Raw genomic sequence first — 14,012 nt, forward strand, 5'->3', positions numbered from 1 at the left:
CTCAGCAAGTTTGTGGCAGCTGAGAAGAAATGGCAGTTTGCCATACCGGCCGTCACGCGAATGGGCCGCTCTCGCACGCGCGACGGGCACGCCGGCGGCCGCCTTCGAGAACTCCTCGACGTGAAGGCTGATTACCATGCTGCCTGAGCGAGGTGGCGCCATGAAATGGTTCATCAAGGGCCCGGAGCTACCGCCGGCTCCGGAGACGTGGACGGCCGATCTGTGGGAGGAGGTGTTCCCGCAGCCAAATCGCTTCCACACGCTCATTCTGGTCCAAGAGATCCGTAAGCAGCGGGAGCTTCGCTCTGGATCTCGGCATCCAGATGCCAGAACCCGGTACACTGGAGCAATCGGTGGACCGTCCGGCTCACGGGTAGAACACATACGCGCGTCCATCGAATTCGACACAGCGGATGTTCCACTAGGTAGCGATCGAGTGCCGGCAGATTCGCTCGGAATTGTGTTTACAAGCAATTTCAGAGCCACAGGACAGGCTTGGCCCATCTTGGTTGTGAAGATCTGGACGGATGAGGCCGGCGCGCGTGAGTTCGGGGAGATCTTTCACCGCGCAATCGGAACTGGGATCGCATTCGTCCCCCTGTGGCTGACGGGGGAGCCGCGGGCGGCTCCACTCGAAGGTCAGGACTTCGCCGTTATCCAGCCGCTCACACATGTCAGCTTTCAGCAGCGTCTCAGCTTGGCCGAGGAAGCGGACCAGATCGACTGGCCGTCCTGATTCTTGGTCTCGAGTTATTGAGAAGCCGCCCAGGAGAGCCGTTAGCGGCCGCTGAGTCTCCGAGGCTCCCAGCCTAGCTGCCGAAGCTGACGCGACCGCCGCGGGGAACCCATTCCCGAACCTCACGGCCGGTGCCGCCCTCCAGACCTGGAGAACACGACCTATCGAGTTCGAGGGGGCCGAGATTGCCTCGACCGGGTGCAGTGCCTGCTCGGAGCACTGGAGCCGATGCCGACCCACGCTCCTCTGGTGCAAGAGATCCTGCGCACCGCACACCCTCCACCTGTTCCGCTGCGGCGATGGCTGCTCGATCCTCGGCGCGGTCCTGCATGGAAAGCCTCGGCAGCCTCTTCCGATGGCTGCTTCGCCGGTGCAGGCTGCTCGGCCGAAGCGCCCGCGCGAAGCCTTAAGTCAACTTGACCTATTTGATGTTTCAATCGCTTGGCACTCCACGGTGTCGGGTTCTGCCATAAACTTGCGAAAGTGCGGTTTTAAGCAAATCTCGTCCGTCTTAACGCTTTGTTAACCATTTTGTTGATGTAACGAATACTTATCTGCTGCGGACCGGCTGTGCCGAACGCGGTCTTTCGCGAGGATCATCACCATGCCAGCTTCGTCGCGCTCACCCGTCGTTCTCCTGCTCGCCGCTGACGAACTCACGCGGCGCATGACAGCGAGCTGCTTGGAGACCTTCGGCTTCACAGTGATCACTGCGCACCGGGCGAGCGAGGCCGAAAAGCTGCTTCGCGAGCAGCAGACGGGACGCAAGATCGATGTCCTCGTGACGGACACCGACGTCCGCGACGACATAGACGGGCTGTCGCTCGGGAGAGTGGCACGGCTCTTCAATCCGAGGACGAACGTGATCTATACGGCGCGGTTCCCGCACGCGATCCCGGCTGCAAAGCGCGTGGATGGCGCCCCGTGCCTGCGCACGCCCTATAACGGGCATCAGCTTGCTGCTGTGATCAACGGGTTACGGAACTCGTCAGTGCCCCAGTTGAAGCGTGACGCGGCCTAAGATCCGGTTTCTTCTGCTGACTGATTGGAGAAGCGGCGCGCTGGCGACAGCCCTCGATTGAAGCCGGGCCAATCCAAGAGCGGCGTCGGCTAGCCCGGCGACAGGCTCGCGAGGCCCCGGCTCTTGGCCAGGACAGAGGGTGACAGAGAAGGCGGAGCGAGACCGGCGATCCGTTCAGGCACCCGAGCGGTTCAGCATCGGCACCAGCGCCAGCCGGAGGGCTTCCATCTGCTCCTCTGTCTCGGCGCGAGCCCGGCTCTCATCCGGCGCCAGGAGGGCCCGCAGGCGGGCGACCTCGCCAGCCAGGCGCTCGTTCTCGGCATTGAGCAGCGCCACCTTTTCCTCGGCGATCCGGGCGCGCGCCAGCGCCTCGTTCCGCTCTTGCTCCCGAGCCTGTACCCGGTCGCGCCACAGGCGCGTCGCAACAGTTTCGGGTTCACCACTCATGGTCGCCTCCCGCCGGGATGAGATCGCCGCAGTCAGAATAGCATGGCTTGGGTCGGGAAATGGGAGCATCGTGCCAAGGAGTTGCGGCACGAAGGGCGGCGCCATCAGCGCCGCCGCCGTCACAGGCGTGGGTAATTCCGCAGCGGAGTTCGAGGCGACCGAGCCCTCATTCGGGCAGTTATGCGGTGACCACGCGGGGGACCGGACGGTCGGAATGCCCGGAGCATTGGCCTCTTTCGTCCGAAGAACGCCTTCGCCACTCGCTATGACGAGACCCGAATTGCGGGACCTATCGACCGGCCTTCCTCCGCTTTGCAGTCGAACGTTTCTTCGGTGCAGGCTGGGCTCGACCCTGGGTAGACGAGCGAGCTACCTCCTTCATCATGGCTTTCCGCTGACGGTGCATCTCTGCGGTCCAGAAGCCGCGCGCGGCCCCGGCGGCACTGTTGGCAGCACTCATCCACATGCTGAGCCAAGGGTTCTTCATCGGGCGCTCCTGCCAATGCCAGGCAACGGCCCATGCCTGCCCGTGTTCCGAAAGAGCTATGCGGGAGATCGGGTGACGGAGGCGTGAGGGCGGCGCAGCTTCCTCCGCTCCACAGTTGATTGAGACACCCTGCAAGCGGACGGTCTCCGCGACAGTGGATCAGCTGCTTGCCTTTGGCCTCCTGATCCACATCGCCAGCCGAGCTGGTCGAAGATCCAGCCCCGCTGCCCTCGGGCGCTCAGTTTTTCAACGTGATTGAGTCCGTTTTCAGCGGCATGGCTCGGACAATCATCCACGATAGTGATTACCAGACACCGGAGGAGGCCAAGGTATCTTCACCGAGGCGAACAACCGCAAGGGCCTGCGCTATCGCTGATCACACGCTGCCTGAATGGCCAAAGACGAGCTCAAGGCAGGAAGAAAAGGCCCTCCAAGAGCACGACTCCGAGGAGACCGCACCAAAAGAATGCCGCCGAGCGCCGAACGAATGTGAACTCGACCTCGCGCAGCACCTTGATGGCAATCCGCGAGGAGGGGCTGACGGGGCCGTTCGCGCACGAGCACACAAGCTGGTGGAGTTGATACTCCGACAGGCCGAAGAACTCGCGAGCCGCCCCGAATGTGTCGGACCTGAGCCCGTTGGCGCGAAGGACCGGATTGTGGAACGCGACCTCGATCGCCGAACCATCCATTCTCAGGCTTGGCCGGGCGCGGCATGGCACGAACTCGATGTCGGGGAGTGAGTTCAGGGGCCTCTCTGGATCGTTTCTCAGAACACCAGCCCAGTACTCCATGCGTTCTTTGTGGGTCGCCAGCACCGGACGCGCGATCGCGAGCTCCGTTTCAACCGGCACATCCGCGATACGGCTGAGTTCTTCGACATGACGGTGTTCCATTCCGAAACCCCTATGGTCAAGGTTGCTTCGGGTCGGGCGACCATGAACCCAAGTTGCTCGACCGGGATTGCCACTGGAATGGGGTAAGATAGGCTTGGCCGAGGATCACCTCCAGGCGACCTGCGAGTTCCTGAACCTGCGGCGCGAGGACCTCTGGCCCTGCGATGCGTCGCTTCCTCCTGCCAGGGGCAAGACGAAGCGCGAGCTGCTCGCCGAGATGAGTCTCGCAGCCCTCTCGCAACAGCACTGGATTGACCATTATGCCGGAACTCTTCGCGAGATCGGCGCGACGGGAGAGAGATCCAAACGCCCGCCGGTGGTGCAGCTTGTCAGCATTGCCCGACACGGGCTTGGCGGCGGCATCGTCACGGGCCTCGTGCCGCTGCCGTTCCGCCAAGGTCGCCAGGGCTAGGCTGCAATCGCTCGGGCAAACACGGAGAAAACCTATGTCCAAGACCGACTTCGAGGCCGCCGCCAGGATCTTGGGATGGCACTACTCGTCCGACCACGGCGGCTGGATCCATCGGGATCGTCTCGTGCCGCCGAACTTCGACACTCATGAGGTCGCGGCGAGTGCCGAGGAAGCCTGCCGCATCTCCGGTATCGCGGACGCGGCTGAAGCCGAGCGGGTGGTTCGCGAGCACCTGCTCTGAAGCGCTTGGCGCCACGCCAGGACGACGAGGCAGAGGCGCTCGTTCGGTGTAGCGGCCCGGCTTTGAACATGGTGCGCCAGCCGCGACCGCTGGAGACCGAGGCCGGGCTTCGATGGCGTAGCAATATACCCGGCGCCGCCGTGACCACTCCTCCGCCCCTCGGTTGCGTGAGGCACCCCGGAAGCGGAGGGTCTCCGCGACAGGGGTGAGGACGATGACGACACACACGAGGGCGGATGCAGGCGCGGCCGGTCCCGGCCGAGGGGGCGGATGTCCCGGCAGCGCAAGCGCGATGCAGGGCTGCGGCTGCTGCGCGGCGAGAACCTGGAGACAGTCTCGCGCAGCCTCGGCGTGATGGCCGCGACGCTGTCGGGCGCAGGCCGCTGCGTTCTGCCATGCCCTGCCCGGCGATGCTCAGACCGCGCCATAGGGTAGGCCGTAGTAGCCGTAATGGCTCTGGCTGTAGCCACGGTCGAAGGCCGGCTCCTCGCCTGCCCGACAGTTCGGCGCGCCTTCCAGCTGTTGGTCAGATCTCTCTGAAGCGAGCGATACAACTGACGAGCGTGACGGCAGGGGTTAGCAGTACGAGGCTGAGCGAGATAGGCGACGGCGTGCTGCTGACCCTATCGGGCCGACTCCGGAAGAAAGCCATGATACGGCCTCCTACATGAAGCCGTGACCACTGGCACGGCGCCGCTGCGCTCGATCAGGCGACTTCAGCTTCAACCCCGAGCCATTCCTTGATCTTGGCCATGACGCCGTGATCCGAAATCCTCTGTTCAGGCACACGCTTGGCCCGAGCCAATCTGTCGCCTGCCTCTTCCTGGCTCAGGAGGTTGGCTTGACGACCTATGGCCAGGGCCCCTTCGAGCACCGTCAGCCCTTCCTCGAAACTCAGCGAGCCCCTGAACGCTCGGGCGTCGATGTACGCTTGGCGCAGGCGCTCCACCTCAGGCGTGTCTGCGCAGGCGAGCCGGGTCACGAACGGCAGCAGTTTCTGACGTTGCACGTCGTCCGCTTGGTCGTTGAGCAGCATCGCAAGGCGGCAGACGGGTCGGGAGAAGCAGCGCGGCATGTCGTCGACGCGCCAGACCGGCTGATAGGCGAACCCGGCCGCGACGATCGCGGCCTCGTTGATGCAGGTGCCGCCATCCGGTCCTGGAAACGGGTGTGATCCGGCCTTGAGGGTCCAATTCAGGATGTAATCGAACTGCGCCATGGCATGTCTCCATGTCGCCCCCTAAACAACCTTGGGCACCGCCGCGCGTCGTCAATGCGGACCATCCAAGCCGATAAGCCCCGCCAGGCGCTTTCCGTTCCCATCGGCGCCTGTCGAAGCAGCTGCCAACAGGCGAACTCAGACCTTCGTGCGGTTAACTCGTCTTTCAATTGACCCATCAAACACGCGAGGTGCGCCCGGCCCGGAGTCGGCGCCTCAGGTCGGGGCGAGTGCCCGCAACTCGTCCGCGGAGATCGTCATGGTACTGGCATCAGCAACGGGCTGCGTTCGCAGGTGCCCGACGGTCGGATGCTGCTCAAGCTCCGCCATGAGTCGGCTCCCGGGCAGGTGCGGGTCGGGGGGCGAGGGGAGCGCCACGGGCCAGACGCCGCCAAGTGACGAGTTGGGAGGCGCTCTGACCATGCCGACGCGCCACGGCGCGGATCGAGACATCGGGCGCGTTGCTCTCCGCGACGATGGCCGCCTTCTGCGCCTCCGATCAGGTTCGCCGCCGGCCCGCCCCGGTGAAGAGTTCCAGCGCCGCACCGGCTCCGACATCGCCATACGACCTGACATCGACATCTGTCGGAGCTCCCGACCCACTCCGACTGTCCTGCCTCCCGCCTGACCATCCGCCAGTCCGGCGGCGTCATCGACCCGCTCGCGGTCAAGTCCGTGTTCTTCGACGTCGCTACCCGGCTGATCGACGCTTAAGCACCAATCTCATCAGCAGTCCGTATGCAGGTCTGCTTCCGGCCGAGGTTTCCATTCAGGAGCCTGCTCAGGAAACTGATGCCCAGAGAAAGGCGAGGGACGCCGCAAAACCAAGCGCGGTTCGCACTGCGTGAAGCGAGCCCCACCGCTCGATCATCGCTCGGCTCTCGCGGTCTGCCCCGGCAGGTTCCAGCGCCATGAGCTTCTTGTTCAGGGGCTTGATCACGAGGAGCGTGAAGGGCCAGTTCGCGATCATGAGCAGCGCGCCGACGAGCCATCCAGCGTGGCGGACTTCCCACCACACGGCAAGCCCGAGCGAGAAGCCCGCGAAAGCCAAGGAGGATTCCATGGCAAAGCCGCGCTCGTAGGCAGGCTTCCATTCGATCAGCTGATAGCGGTCGTCCAGTTCCAGGCGCGCGGGCTGCTCCACAACATTGATGTAGAGGGCTGCGCCGGTGAACACGGCAGCGGCGAGGAGTGCAAGCTGGCCCATGAGCATGTCAGCCTCCGGGTCCTGCTCAACCTGAAGCCTCCCGCCAACGCCACTCGCGGGTCTGGCAGTGTAGAGCGAACGCCGGAGCGAGGCGGTATCGCTGCCGCATGGGCGTCCGCAACCTCGGCGAGGCGAGGGCAGTGTCGACCAAGCAGTACCAGCCCACGCTGATCCAGATCAACAAGGCCGTCGGCATTCGGCCTCACGCCGCCCAGTCAATGGAGCACGGCGCTGCGTCCCAATTGGGCCTGCCCGTGCAGAACGGTCCACCAAGTGATCGAACTCGTTCCGAACGCATGGTCCGGCATTTTGGCACGGCGCACACCCTGACGTTTCGGATCCTATCGGATACGGACGGCACTGCCGGACAGTGTGCTCTCAGTCCACTGGATGGTCCGCTCTTGCGCCTCCAGCGGACCTCTCGAAAGCCGTCGGATCACACCTGCTGACCTTTCTCCCGATCGCATCAGGCCGGCGTATGGGACCGGGGCTCAGCCCCGCTCCAGATCGAAGGGGAACGATCGGAAATCCAACACCGAAATCTGTCAGGTTTGGCCGAGTGGAAACCCTGCTGCTGACGAACAGAGAGCCGCCCGGCGGCGGTCATGTCGTGGCCTGTTCGCTCCGGGTGGTCGATCACCGAACAGGTCCCTGCCAGCCCGGCCATGTCGAGCGGGCCAGGGCATGCCCCGGCCACATGCGGCGGCAGGTGCATGGCAGGCGATGCTGAAGCTGCGCATCGCCCGCCCTCACGGTCTGCTCACCTGGATTACCCGATGGACATCAGGCTGGCGTTCCCACCTGCAGCTGCCGTGTTCGTCGAGATCGAGCACTCCTCCAGCAACCTGTTCAGGTCGTAGTCGTCACCGTTCTTGAGGGCAGCCGCCGTCGTGGCTTGCACAGGCACGATGCTGCCCTCTCGCGCGGCAACCGCGCGGTTGAGCTGGAGCAGGTCGTCACGGTCACCCTCGAACAGGACGCCCCGAAGCTCGGGTGTCGCCCGCCAGTCGGGCACAATCTCGATGCTCGGACGGACCTCCTTCGGCAGATGATCGAGCACAGCGCGCACCGGGCTGCCTGCGTCAAGGACAGCCACGTTCCCGGTCGCGAGGATCGCACCAACCTGAACCAGCAGACCTTCAGCTGTCTTGGCCAGAGCGGCCACGCGCCCCCGCGGCCGGAGCGCGTAGACGTTCCGCTCACCCACGGGCCCGGGCAGTTCGACACGGGCTCCCAACGACGAGCGCGAGACATGTCCCACAACCCGTTCGGCCTGCTCGCCGAAGCCCTGCGCACGAAGCCAGTCGGCATAGATCCGAGCGACGGACAGGGTTGTCGGTGCCGCATCAAGACCGCGCAGGGCCGTTTGCGGCGGGGTCCCCATCAGGCGGCCAAGATAGAGCGGTCCGCCGGCCTTCGGGCCCGTGCCTGAAAGCCCCGAGCCCCCGAACGGCTGTACACCAACCACCGCGCCGATGATGTTGCGGTTGACATAGACGTTGCCGGCACCCACCCGGTTGACGACACGGGAGATGGTTTCGTCGATCCGTGTATGGAGCCCGAACGTCAGCCCGTAGCCGGTCTCGTTGATGTCGTCGATCAGCCGGTCGAGGTCAGCGCGCCGGTAGCGCAGGACGTGGAGGACAGGGCCGAACACTTCCTGCTCGACATCAGCGATCCGCCCGATCTCGATGATGGTCGGTGCGACGAAGGTCCCGTGGGAGGTCTCCGGTCCGAGCGGCAGCCGGATGACCCGGTGGCCCCGGGCCTCCATGGTGGTGACATGGCGCTCGATGCCGTCCCTGGCTTCGGCCGTGATGACAGGCCCCACATCAACGGACAGGTCACCGGGATTGCCGACTGCGAGCTCGTCCATCGCGCCGCGCAGCATCTCCAGGATCCGGTCGGCCACCTCCTCCTGCAGGCAGAGGATGCGCAGCGCCGAGCAGCGCTGGCCGGCGCTGTCGAAGGCGGACGCAATCACATCCCCCACCACCTGCTCGGCCAGCGCAGACGAGTCCACGACGAGTGCGTTCTGCCCGCCAGTCTCGGCGATGAAGGGGATCGGCTGATCCGATGCGGTCAGACGATCGGCGAGCTGGCGCTGAATGAGCCGCGCGACCGCGGTCGAACCTGTGAACATCACGCCCATCACGCGGGGGTCTGCGACGAGGGCTGCGCCGACAGCACCCGCGCCGGGCACGAGCTGGAGACCATCGATCGGAATGCCAGCCTCGTGCAGGAGGCGCACGGCCTCTGCGGCGATCAGCGGAGTTTCCTCCGCGGGCTTCGCGAGAACCACGTTTCCGGCCGCCAGTGCCGCGGCGACCTGCCCGGTGAAAATCGCCAGAGGGAAGTTCCAGGGCGAGATGCAGACGACCGGCCCGAGCGCCGGGAGCCGGTCGGATCCCAGCGTCCGCACGACCTCGGCCGCATAATAGCGCAGGAAGTCGACCGCCTCGCGGACCTCCGCCACCGCGTTCGGGAACGACTTGCCGGCCTCCCGCACGATGAGGCCGATCAGGATACCCATGCGCGCCTCCATGAGGTCCGCCGCGCGGCGGAGTGCGGCCGCACGGTCGCCGGCCGGCGTTGCCGCCCACCCGGGTGCGGCCTGCACCGCGGCATCGAGGGCCTCGGTCATTTCCGCTGCGGTCGCTTCCCGCCAGCGGCCGACGACATCGCGGCGATCGGCGGGGTTGCGGACGTCCGTCAGCGGCGCCGGCGCCTTGGCCTTCGACGGAAGGGCCTGCCAATCCTGCGCCACGCTTCGTTTGAGGTCTTCGGCGAGGGCCGCGAGCCGCTCCTCGTTCGACAGGTCGAGGCCGGCCGAGTTCTCCCGGTCCGGGCCGAAGAGATGACGGGGCAATGTGATCCGCTCATGAGGCTCGCCCGCGGGGTTCGTCGCCTGGACGACCGTGACGGGATCGGCGATCAGGTCCGCGATCGGCACCTTCTCATCGGCGATGCGGTTGACGAACGAGGAGTTGGCCCCGTTCTCCAGCAGCCTGCGCACCAGGTAGGCGAGCAGTGTCTCGTGGGTGCCGACCGGCGCATAGATCCGGCAGGGCCGGTTCAGCTTATCCGGACCGACGACCTCCTCGTAGAGCGGCTCGCCCATGCCGTGCAGGCACTGGAACTCGTACTGGCCGCGATAGAAGTTCGGGCCCGCCATCGTCATGATCGCGGCGAGCGTCTGCGCGTTGTGGGTCGCAAACTGCGGGAAAACCGCATCGGGCGCCGCAAGGAGCTTGCGTGCGCAGGCGAGATAGGACACGTCCGTGTGGACTTTCCGGGTGAAGACCGGAAAATCCTCCAGGCCGTCGGTCTGGGCCCGCTTGATCTCGCTGTCCCAGTAGGCGCCTTTGACCAGCCGCACCATGATCCGCCGGTTGGCCCGGCGCGCGAGGTCGACGATCCAGTCGACCACGAACGGGCAGCGCTTGCCGTAGGCCTGGATCACGAAGCCGATGCCGTTCCAGCCCGACAGGTCCGGATCGAGCGCCAGGGCCTCCAGGAGGTCGAGCGAGATCTCCAGCCGGTCGGCTTCCTCCGCGTCGATGTTGAGGCCGATGTCGTAGCCTTTCGCGAGCAGCGCCAGGCCCTTCACCCGCGGCAGCAGCTCGCCCATCACGCGCTCGATCTTGGCGCGGCTGTAGCGCGGGTGCAGGGCGGACAATTTGATGGAGATCCCCGGCCCCTCGTAGATGCCGCGCCCCTGCGCGGCCCTGCCGATGGCGTGGATCGCCCCCTCGTAGTCGGCGAGGTAGCGCGCCGCGTCCGCGGCTGTCGTCGCCGCCTCGCCCAGCATGTCGTAGGAGTAGCGGAACCCCTTGGCCTCCATCCGCCGGCTGTTCGCCAGCGCCTCGGCGATGGTCTGGCCGGTCACGAACTGCTCGCCCATCAGCCGCATGGCTAGGTCGGTGCCGCGGCGGATCAGGGGCTCGCCGCCCTTGGCGATGAGGCGGGTGAGGGACGCCGACAAGCTCGACTCGCTCGTGGTGGCGGTGAGCTTGCCGGTGACGACCAGGCCCCAGGTTGCCGCATTGACGAAGAGCGAGGGCGAGTGCCCGACATGGCTCTTCCAGTCGCCGGTTGCGATCTTGTCCCGGATCAGGGCATCGCGTGTGGCATCGTCGGGAATGCGCAGCAGCGCCTCGGCCAGGCACATGAGGGCCACGCCCTCCTGGCTTGAGAGCGCGTATTCGTGGATCAGGCCCTCCACGCCGCCGGAGCGCTTCTTCTCCCGCAGCGCCCGCACGAGCCGCTCGGCCGTGCCGGCGACCGCACGCGCCTGCGCCTCCGGCAGGGCGGCCAGCGGCAGAAGGGCCTGCACGCATTCGCCTTCGGGACGGCGGTAAGCCGCGGTCACGGCCGCACGTAAGCCTGTCTGGTGACGCGTCCCGGCAATGAAGCGCCCGAACGCATCGGGGCTATCCACGGCAACCTCTCGGGCGACAGTCATTGTTCGTGATCCTCGGGCCGCCCCGGTCGGCGGAGCGGCCTTCCACTCCCTACGGTATGAGGCAATCGGGCGCGGAAAAAGATTGAAAAATACCAGCTTGGTAGTGAGAAACACGGCCATAAGCCCCGTTTGAGGAGATTTCCGGTGCTCGATGGCAAAGATCGTCATATTCTCCGCCTGCTGCAGGCTGACGGCCGCATCTCGATGATCGAACTGGCGGAACGCTGCGGGCTTTCACCCACGGCCACCGGAGAGCGATTCAAGCGGCTCTTGCGCGAGGGCTACATCACGGGCTTTGGTGCCCGGGTCGACCCGCACAAGCTGGAGCGCGGCCTCTTGATCTTCGTCGAGGTATCGCTCGACAAGACAACACCGGACGTCTTCGACCATTTCGCCGAGGCAGTCCGGCGCGTCCCCGACATCCTCGAATGCCACATGGTGGCGGGAGGGTTCGACTACCTCGTCAAGGCGAGGGTCCTCGACATGACGGCCTACCGGCGCTTCCTCGGCGACATCCTCCTGACTTTGCCGGGCGTCGCCGAGACGCGCACCTATCCGGTGATGGAGGAGGTCAAGGCGGATGCTGCGCTGCCGGTCTGACGTGACCGGAAACGCCACCTGCCGATCACCCGGACGAAGATCCGCGGAACCATGTTGCGCCGAGATGTGGGTGGCGCGGAGAACGCGTCGGCACGAACGCGCGGCGGTATTAAAGGTGCCTGAGGCCATAATTCTCCAGCAGCGGAAGGAGCTCGTCGCGCGCGCGGATGCGGTGCTGGCGGGCATGCCGATGGGCGCCAGCCGGATCCGCATCGCGGATCGCCTCGATGATGCGGTAATGCTCGGCGACGGACGCGTCGAGCTCCTGCCGCAGCCTGAGCGTTAGCATGCGGGCGCGATGCGACTGGTCGTTGATGGTCTGCATGATCCGGATCATGCGGCCATTGCCGGCCCGCTCGATCAGCGTCCGGTGGAAGCACTCGTCCGCGGCGCCCCAGGCCGGGAGATCGCCGCGGGCCTGGGCGTCGGCCATGGCGGCCGTCTGCGCCGCAAGCTCGGCGCTGATGCGCGTCCGGTCGGCCTCGGGCAGCCCGGCCACCCGCTCGGCCGCCTGTCCTTCGAGCGCGATGATCACGTCGTAGATCTCGCGCATGTCCGCGGGCGCGACGGCGCAGATCAGGATGCCGCGCCGCGGCAGCACCCGCACGAGACCGTCCTCCTGCAGCCGAATCGCCGCCTCGTGCACGGGCGTGCGGCTCATGCCGAGTCTGAGCGCGATCTCCTGCTCCGAGGCCTGGTAGCCGGGCGGGAACTCCGAGTTCCGGATCGCCTGCTTCATGGCCGCATAGGCGTCGTCGACCAGCGAAGGCCGCTTCTCGCCGTCCTCGTCTCCTGCCGGTCTCGCCCGCGGCATCCGTTCCTCCAACCCAGCCGTCCCTCCACGAGTTAGCAGCTTCCATGCAAGTTGCAACGGAAGGGTTGACGCCGGTGGGCTGCGATGTCATACGCCATACCAGCTTGCATGGAAGTTGGCATCGATAGCCGGCACGGGTTGCAGGCGCCCTCACGGAGGAAACGATGGACGGCTCGCTCGAGCAGGCCACCATGCGCCGCGTCGCATGGCGCCTGGTGCCCTTCTTATGTGTTCTTTACGTCATCGCCTTCGTTGACCGGATCAACGTCGGCTTCGCCGCGCTCACCATGAGCCGCGATCTCGGCCTGACGCCGGCCATGTTCGGCTTCGGTGCCGGCCTGTTCTTCATCTCGTACTTCCTGTTCGAGGTGCCCTCGAACCTGATCCTCGACAGGGTCGGCGCGCGGCGCTGGATCGCCCGGGTGATGATCACCTGGGGCCTGATCTCGATGGGCTTCGCCTTCATCAGCGGGCCCAACCAATTCTACGTCCTGCGCTTCCTGCTCGGCATCGCCGAGGCCGGCTTCTTCCCGGGCGTGATCCTCTACCTGACCTACTGGTTCCCGAAGCGCTGGCGCGGCCGGGTGACGGCGGGCTTCGTGGTGGCGATCCCGATCGCCAGCGCCATCGCGGCCCCGATCTCGGGCTACCTCCTGGCGCTCGACGGCGTGCTCGGCTTCCACAGCTGGCAGTGGATGTTCATCCTCGAGGCGGCCCCGGCCGTGGTCCTCGGCTTCGTCTGCCTGGTCTATCTGACGGACCGTCCCGAGCAGGCGCGGTGGCTGACGGCCGAGCAGCGCGACTGGCTCGTGACCGAGATGCGCGCCGAGCAGGGCGCGCCGCAGCATCACTCCCTGCGTGAGGTCGGCGCTACCCTGCTCAGCTGGCCGGTGCTGCGCCTCGCCCTGGTCTATTTCGGCCTGACCACCGGCCTGTACGGCATCGAGCTGTGGCTGCCGCAGATCGTGAAGAGCTTCGGCCATTCGAACATCGAGGTCGGCTTCATCAGCGCGATCCCCTATCTGCTGGCCATCGCCACCATGGGCTTCTGGGCCCGGCATTCGGACCGGACGGGCGAGCGCTTCGGCCACGTCGCCATCGCCTGCGCGGTCGGTTGCGGCGGTCTCGTCATGGCCGGGATCTTCCACGATCTCGTGGTGGCGACCGTGATCTTCCTGTCCCTCGCCATCGCCGGGGTGATGGCGGCGCGGCCGCCCTTCTGGCAGCTGCCGACCGAGTTCCTGACGGGCACCAAGGCAGCGGCCGGCATCGCGGCGATCAACTCGATCGGCAACCTCGGCGGCTTCGTCGGCCCCTCGCTGATCGGCTGGGCGCGCGAGGCCTCAGGCAGCTTCACCCTCGGCCTGATGATGTCGGCCGCGACGCTCGCCCTCTCGGCGGCCTTCACGCTCTCCCTCCGGCGCGCCTCCCAGTCCGCTACCCCAGTGCTTGCCACGCGGTAACTCC

Annotated in this window: 13 protein-coding genes and 1 pseudogene; 7 read left to right on the top strand and 7 right to left on the bottom strand. The window is 66.1% G+C overall.

Translation table 11 applies throughout. From position 1 onward, the window contains the following. Positions 1-160: 160 nt before the first annotated feature. Both MNOD_RS46215 and MNOD_RS06895 read left to right on the top strand, forming a co-directional pair. A complete protein-coding gene (locus tag MNOD_RS46215) occupies positions 161-736 on the top strand; it encodes a hypothetical protein (RefSeq protein WP_015928124.1) in 576 nt (191 codons plus the stop codon). Between the two features lie 604 nt (positions 737-1,340). Further along, positions 1,341-1,757, top strand: a complete 417-nt coding sequence (locus MNOD_RS06895; RefSeq protein WP_015928125.1) for a response regulator — start codon at positions 1,341-1,343, stop codon at positions 1,755-1,757. Positions 1,758-1,931: 174 nt separating this feature from the next. Here MNOD_RS06895 and MNOD_RS06900 read toward each other — a convergent pair whose 3' ends face one another. Together MNOD_RS06900 and MNOD_RS06905 are read right to left on the bottom strand one after the other, a co-directional pair. Continuing rightward, complete coding sequence (locus MNOD_RS06900) at positions 1,932-2,309, bottom strand: hypothetical protein (protein ID WP_244424675.1); 378 nt, start codon at positions 2,307-2,309, stop codon at positions 1,932-1,934. A 789-nt stretch (positions 2,310-3,098) separates the two neighbouring features. Beyond that, positions 3,099-3,587 (bottom strand): hypothetical protein, encoded by a 489-nt coding sequence (locus MNOD_RS06905; protein ID WP_015928127.1) that lies wholly within the window; start codon positions 3,585-3,587, stop codon positions 3,099-3,101. Between the two features lie 94 nt (positions 3,588-3,681). Here MNOD_RS06905 and MNOD_RS06910 point away from each other — a divergent pair, with 94 nt between their 5' ends. From MNOD_RS06910 to MNOD_RS46220, 3 genes and pseudogenes are all read left to right on the top strand, one after another. Beyond that, on the top strand, positions 3,682-3,999 hold the full coding sequence (locus MNOD_RS06910; RefSeq protein ID WP_043748237.1) for a hypothetical protein: 318 nt from the start codon (positions 3,682-3,684) through the stop codon (positions 3,997-3,999). Between the two features lie 34 nt (positions 4,000-4,033). After that, positions 4,034-4,240 (top strand): hypothetical protein, encoded by a 207-nt coding sequence (locus MNOD_RS06915; protein ID WP_015928128.1) that lies wholly within the window; start codon positions 4,034-4,036, stop codon positions 4,238-4,240. A gap of 214 nt (positions 4,241-4,454) precedes the next feature. Continuing rightward, positions 4,455-4,615 (top strand): annotated as a pseudogene (locus MNOD_RS46220) (IS3-like element ISMtsp5 family transposase); the annotation flags it as partial. A 331-nt stretch (positions 4,616-4,946) separates the two neighbouring features. Here MNOD_RS46220 and MNOD_RS06920 read toward each other — a convergent pair. From MNOD_RS06920 to putA, 4 genes are all read right to left on the bottom strand, one after another. Then, positions 4,947-5,459 carry a hypothetical protein gene (locus MNOD_RS06920; protein ID WP_015928129.1) on the bottom strand — a complete coding sequence of 171 codons (513 nt, stop codon included), beginning with the start codon at positions 5,457-5,459 and terminating at the stop codon, positions 4,947-4,949. Positions 5,460-5,775: 316 nt separating this feature from the next. Then, positions 5,776-5,937 carry a transposase gene (locus MNOD_RS46225; protein WP_157091670.1) on the bottom strand — a complete coding sequence of 54 codons (162 nt, stop codon included), beginning with the start codon at positions 5,935-5,937 and terminating at the stop codon, positions 5,776-5,778. 303 nt (positions 5,938-6,240) lie between these two features. Further along, on the bottom strand, positions 6,241-6,672 hold the full coding sequence (locus MNOD_RS06925; protein WP_015928130.1) for an anthrone oxygenase family protein: 432 nt from the start codon (positions 6,670-6,672) through the stop codon (positions 6,241-6,243). A 763-nt stretch (positions 6,673-7,435) separates the two neighbouring features. Next, on the bottom strand, positions 7,436-11,131 hold the full coding sequence (gene putA / locus MNOD_RS06935) for a trifunctional transcriptional regulator/proline dehydrogenase/L-glutamate gamma-semialdehyde dehydrogenase (protein WP_015928132.1): 3,696 nt from the start codon (positions 11,129-11,131) through the stop codon (positions 7,436-7,438). 204 nt (positions 11,132-11,335) lie between these two features. Here putA and MNOD_RS06940 point away from each other — a divergent pair, with 204 nt between their 5' ends. After that, positions 11,336-11,731 carry an Lrp/AsnC ligand binding domain-containing protein gene (locus tag MNOD_RS06940; RefSeq protein WP_244424769.1) on the top strand — a complete coding sequence of 132 codons (396 nt, stop codon included), beginning with the start codon at positions 11,336-11,338 and terminating at the stop codon, positions 11,729-11,731. A gap of 109 nt (positions 11,732-11,840) precedes the next feature. Here the strand turns inward: MNOD_RS06940 and MNOD_RS06945 are convergent, their stop codons facing one another. Next, a complete protein-coding gene (locus tag MNOD_RS06945; protein WP_015928134.1) occupies positions 11,841-12,545 on the bottom strand; it encodes a GntR family transcriptional regulator in 705 nt (234 codons plus the stop codon). Positions 12,546-12,709: 164 nt separating this feature from the next. Here MNOD_RS06945 and MNOD_RS06950 point away from each other — a divergent pair, with 164 nt between their 5' ends. Beyond that, the gene (locus MNOD_RS06950; protein ID WP_015928135.1) at positions 12,710-14,008 is read left to right on the top strand and encodes an MFS transporter; all 1,299 of its coding nucleotides are present in this window, start codon (positions 12,710-12,712) and stop codon (positions 14,006-14,008) included. Positions 14,009-14,012: the final 4 nt, after the last annotated feature.

Source organism: Methylobacterium nodulans ORS 2060 (assembly GCF_000022085.1).
GTDB lineage: Bacteria > Pseudomonadota > Alphaproteobacteria > Rhizobiales > Beijerinckiaceae > Methylobacterium > Methylobacterium nodulans.

What these genes read in the sequence shown, in the direction of transcription:
- MNOD_RS06915 (WP_015928128.1), top strand. Translation starts at nt 4,034, where the DNA reads ATGTCCAAGACCGACTTCGAGGCCGCCGCCAGGATCTTGGGATGGCAC.
- putA (WP_015928132.1), bottom strand. Translation starts at nt 11,131, where the DNA reads ATGACTGTCGCCCGAGAGGTTGCCGTGGATAGCCCCGATGCGTTCGGG.
- MNOD_RS46215 (WP_015928124.1), top strand. Translation starts at nt 161, where the DNA reads ATGAAATGGTTCATCAAGGGCCCGGAGCTACCGCCGGCTCCGGAGACG.
- MNOD_RS06925 (WP_015928130.1), bottom strand. Translation starts at nt 6,672, where the DNA reads ATGCTCATGGGCCAGCTTGCACTCCTCGCCGCTGCCGTGTTCACCGGC.
- MNOD_RS06895 (WP_015928125.1), top strand. Translation starts at nt 1,341, where the DNA reads ATGCCAGCTTCGTCGCGCTCACCCGTCGTTCTCCTGCTCGCCGCTGAC.
- MNOD_RS06945 (WP_015928134.1), bottom strand. Translation starts at nt 12,545, where the DNA reads ATGCCGCGGGCGAGACCGGCAGGAGACGAGGACGGCGAGAAGCGGCCT.
- MNOD_RS06940 (WP_244424769.1), top strand. Translation starts at nt 11,336, where the DNA reads ATGATCGAACTGGCGGAACGCTGCGGGCTTTCACCCACGGCCACCGGA.
- MNOD_RS06920 (WP_015928129.1), bottom strand. Translation starts at nt 5,459, where the DNA reads ATGGCGCAGTTCGATTACATCCTGAATTGGACCCTCAAGGCCGGATCA.
- MNOD_RS06900 (WP_244424675.1), bottom strand. Translation starts at nt 2,309, where the DNA reads ATGGCGCCGCCCTTCGTGCCGCAACTCCTTGGCACGATGCTCCCATTT.
- MNOD_RS06905 (WP_015928127.1), bottom strand. Translation starts at nt 3,587, where the DNA reads ATGGAACACCGTCATGTCGAAGAACTCAGCCGTATCGCGGATGTGCCG.
- MNOD_RS06950 (WP_015928135.1), top strand. Translation starts at nt 12,710, where the DNA reads ATGGACGGCTCGCTCGAGCAGGCCACCATGCGCCGCGTCGCATGGCGC.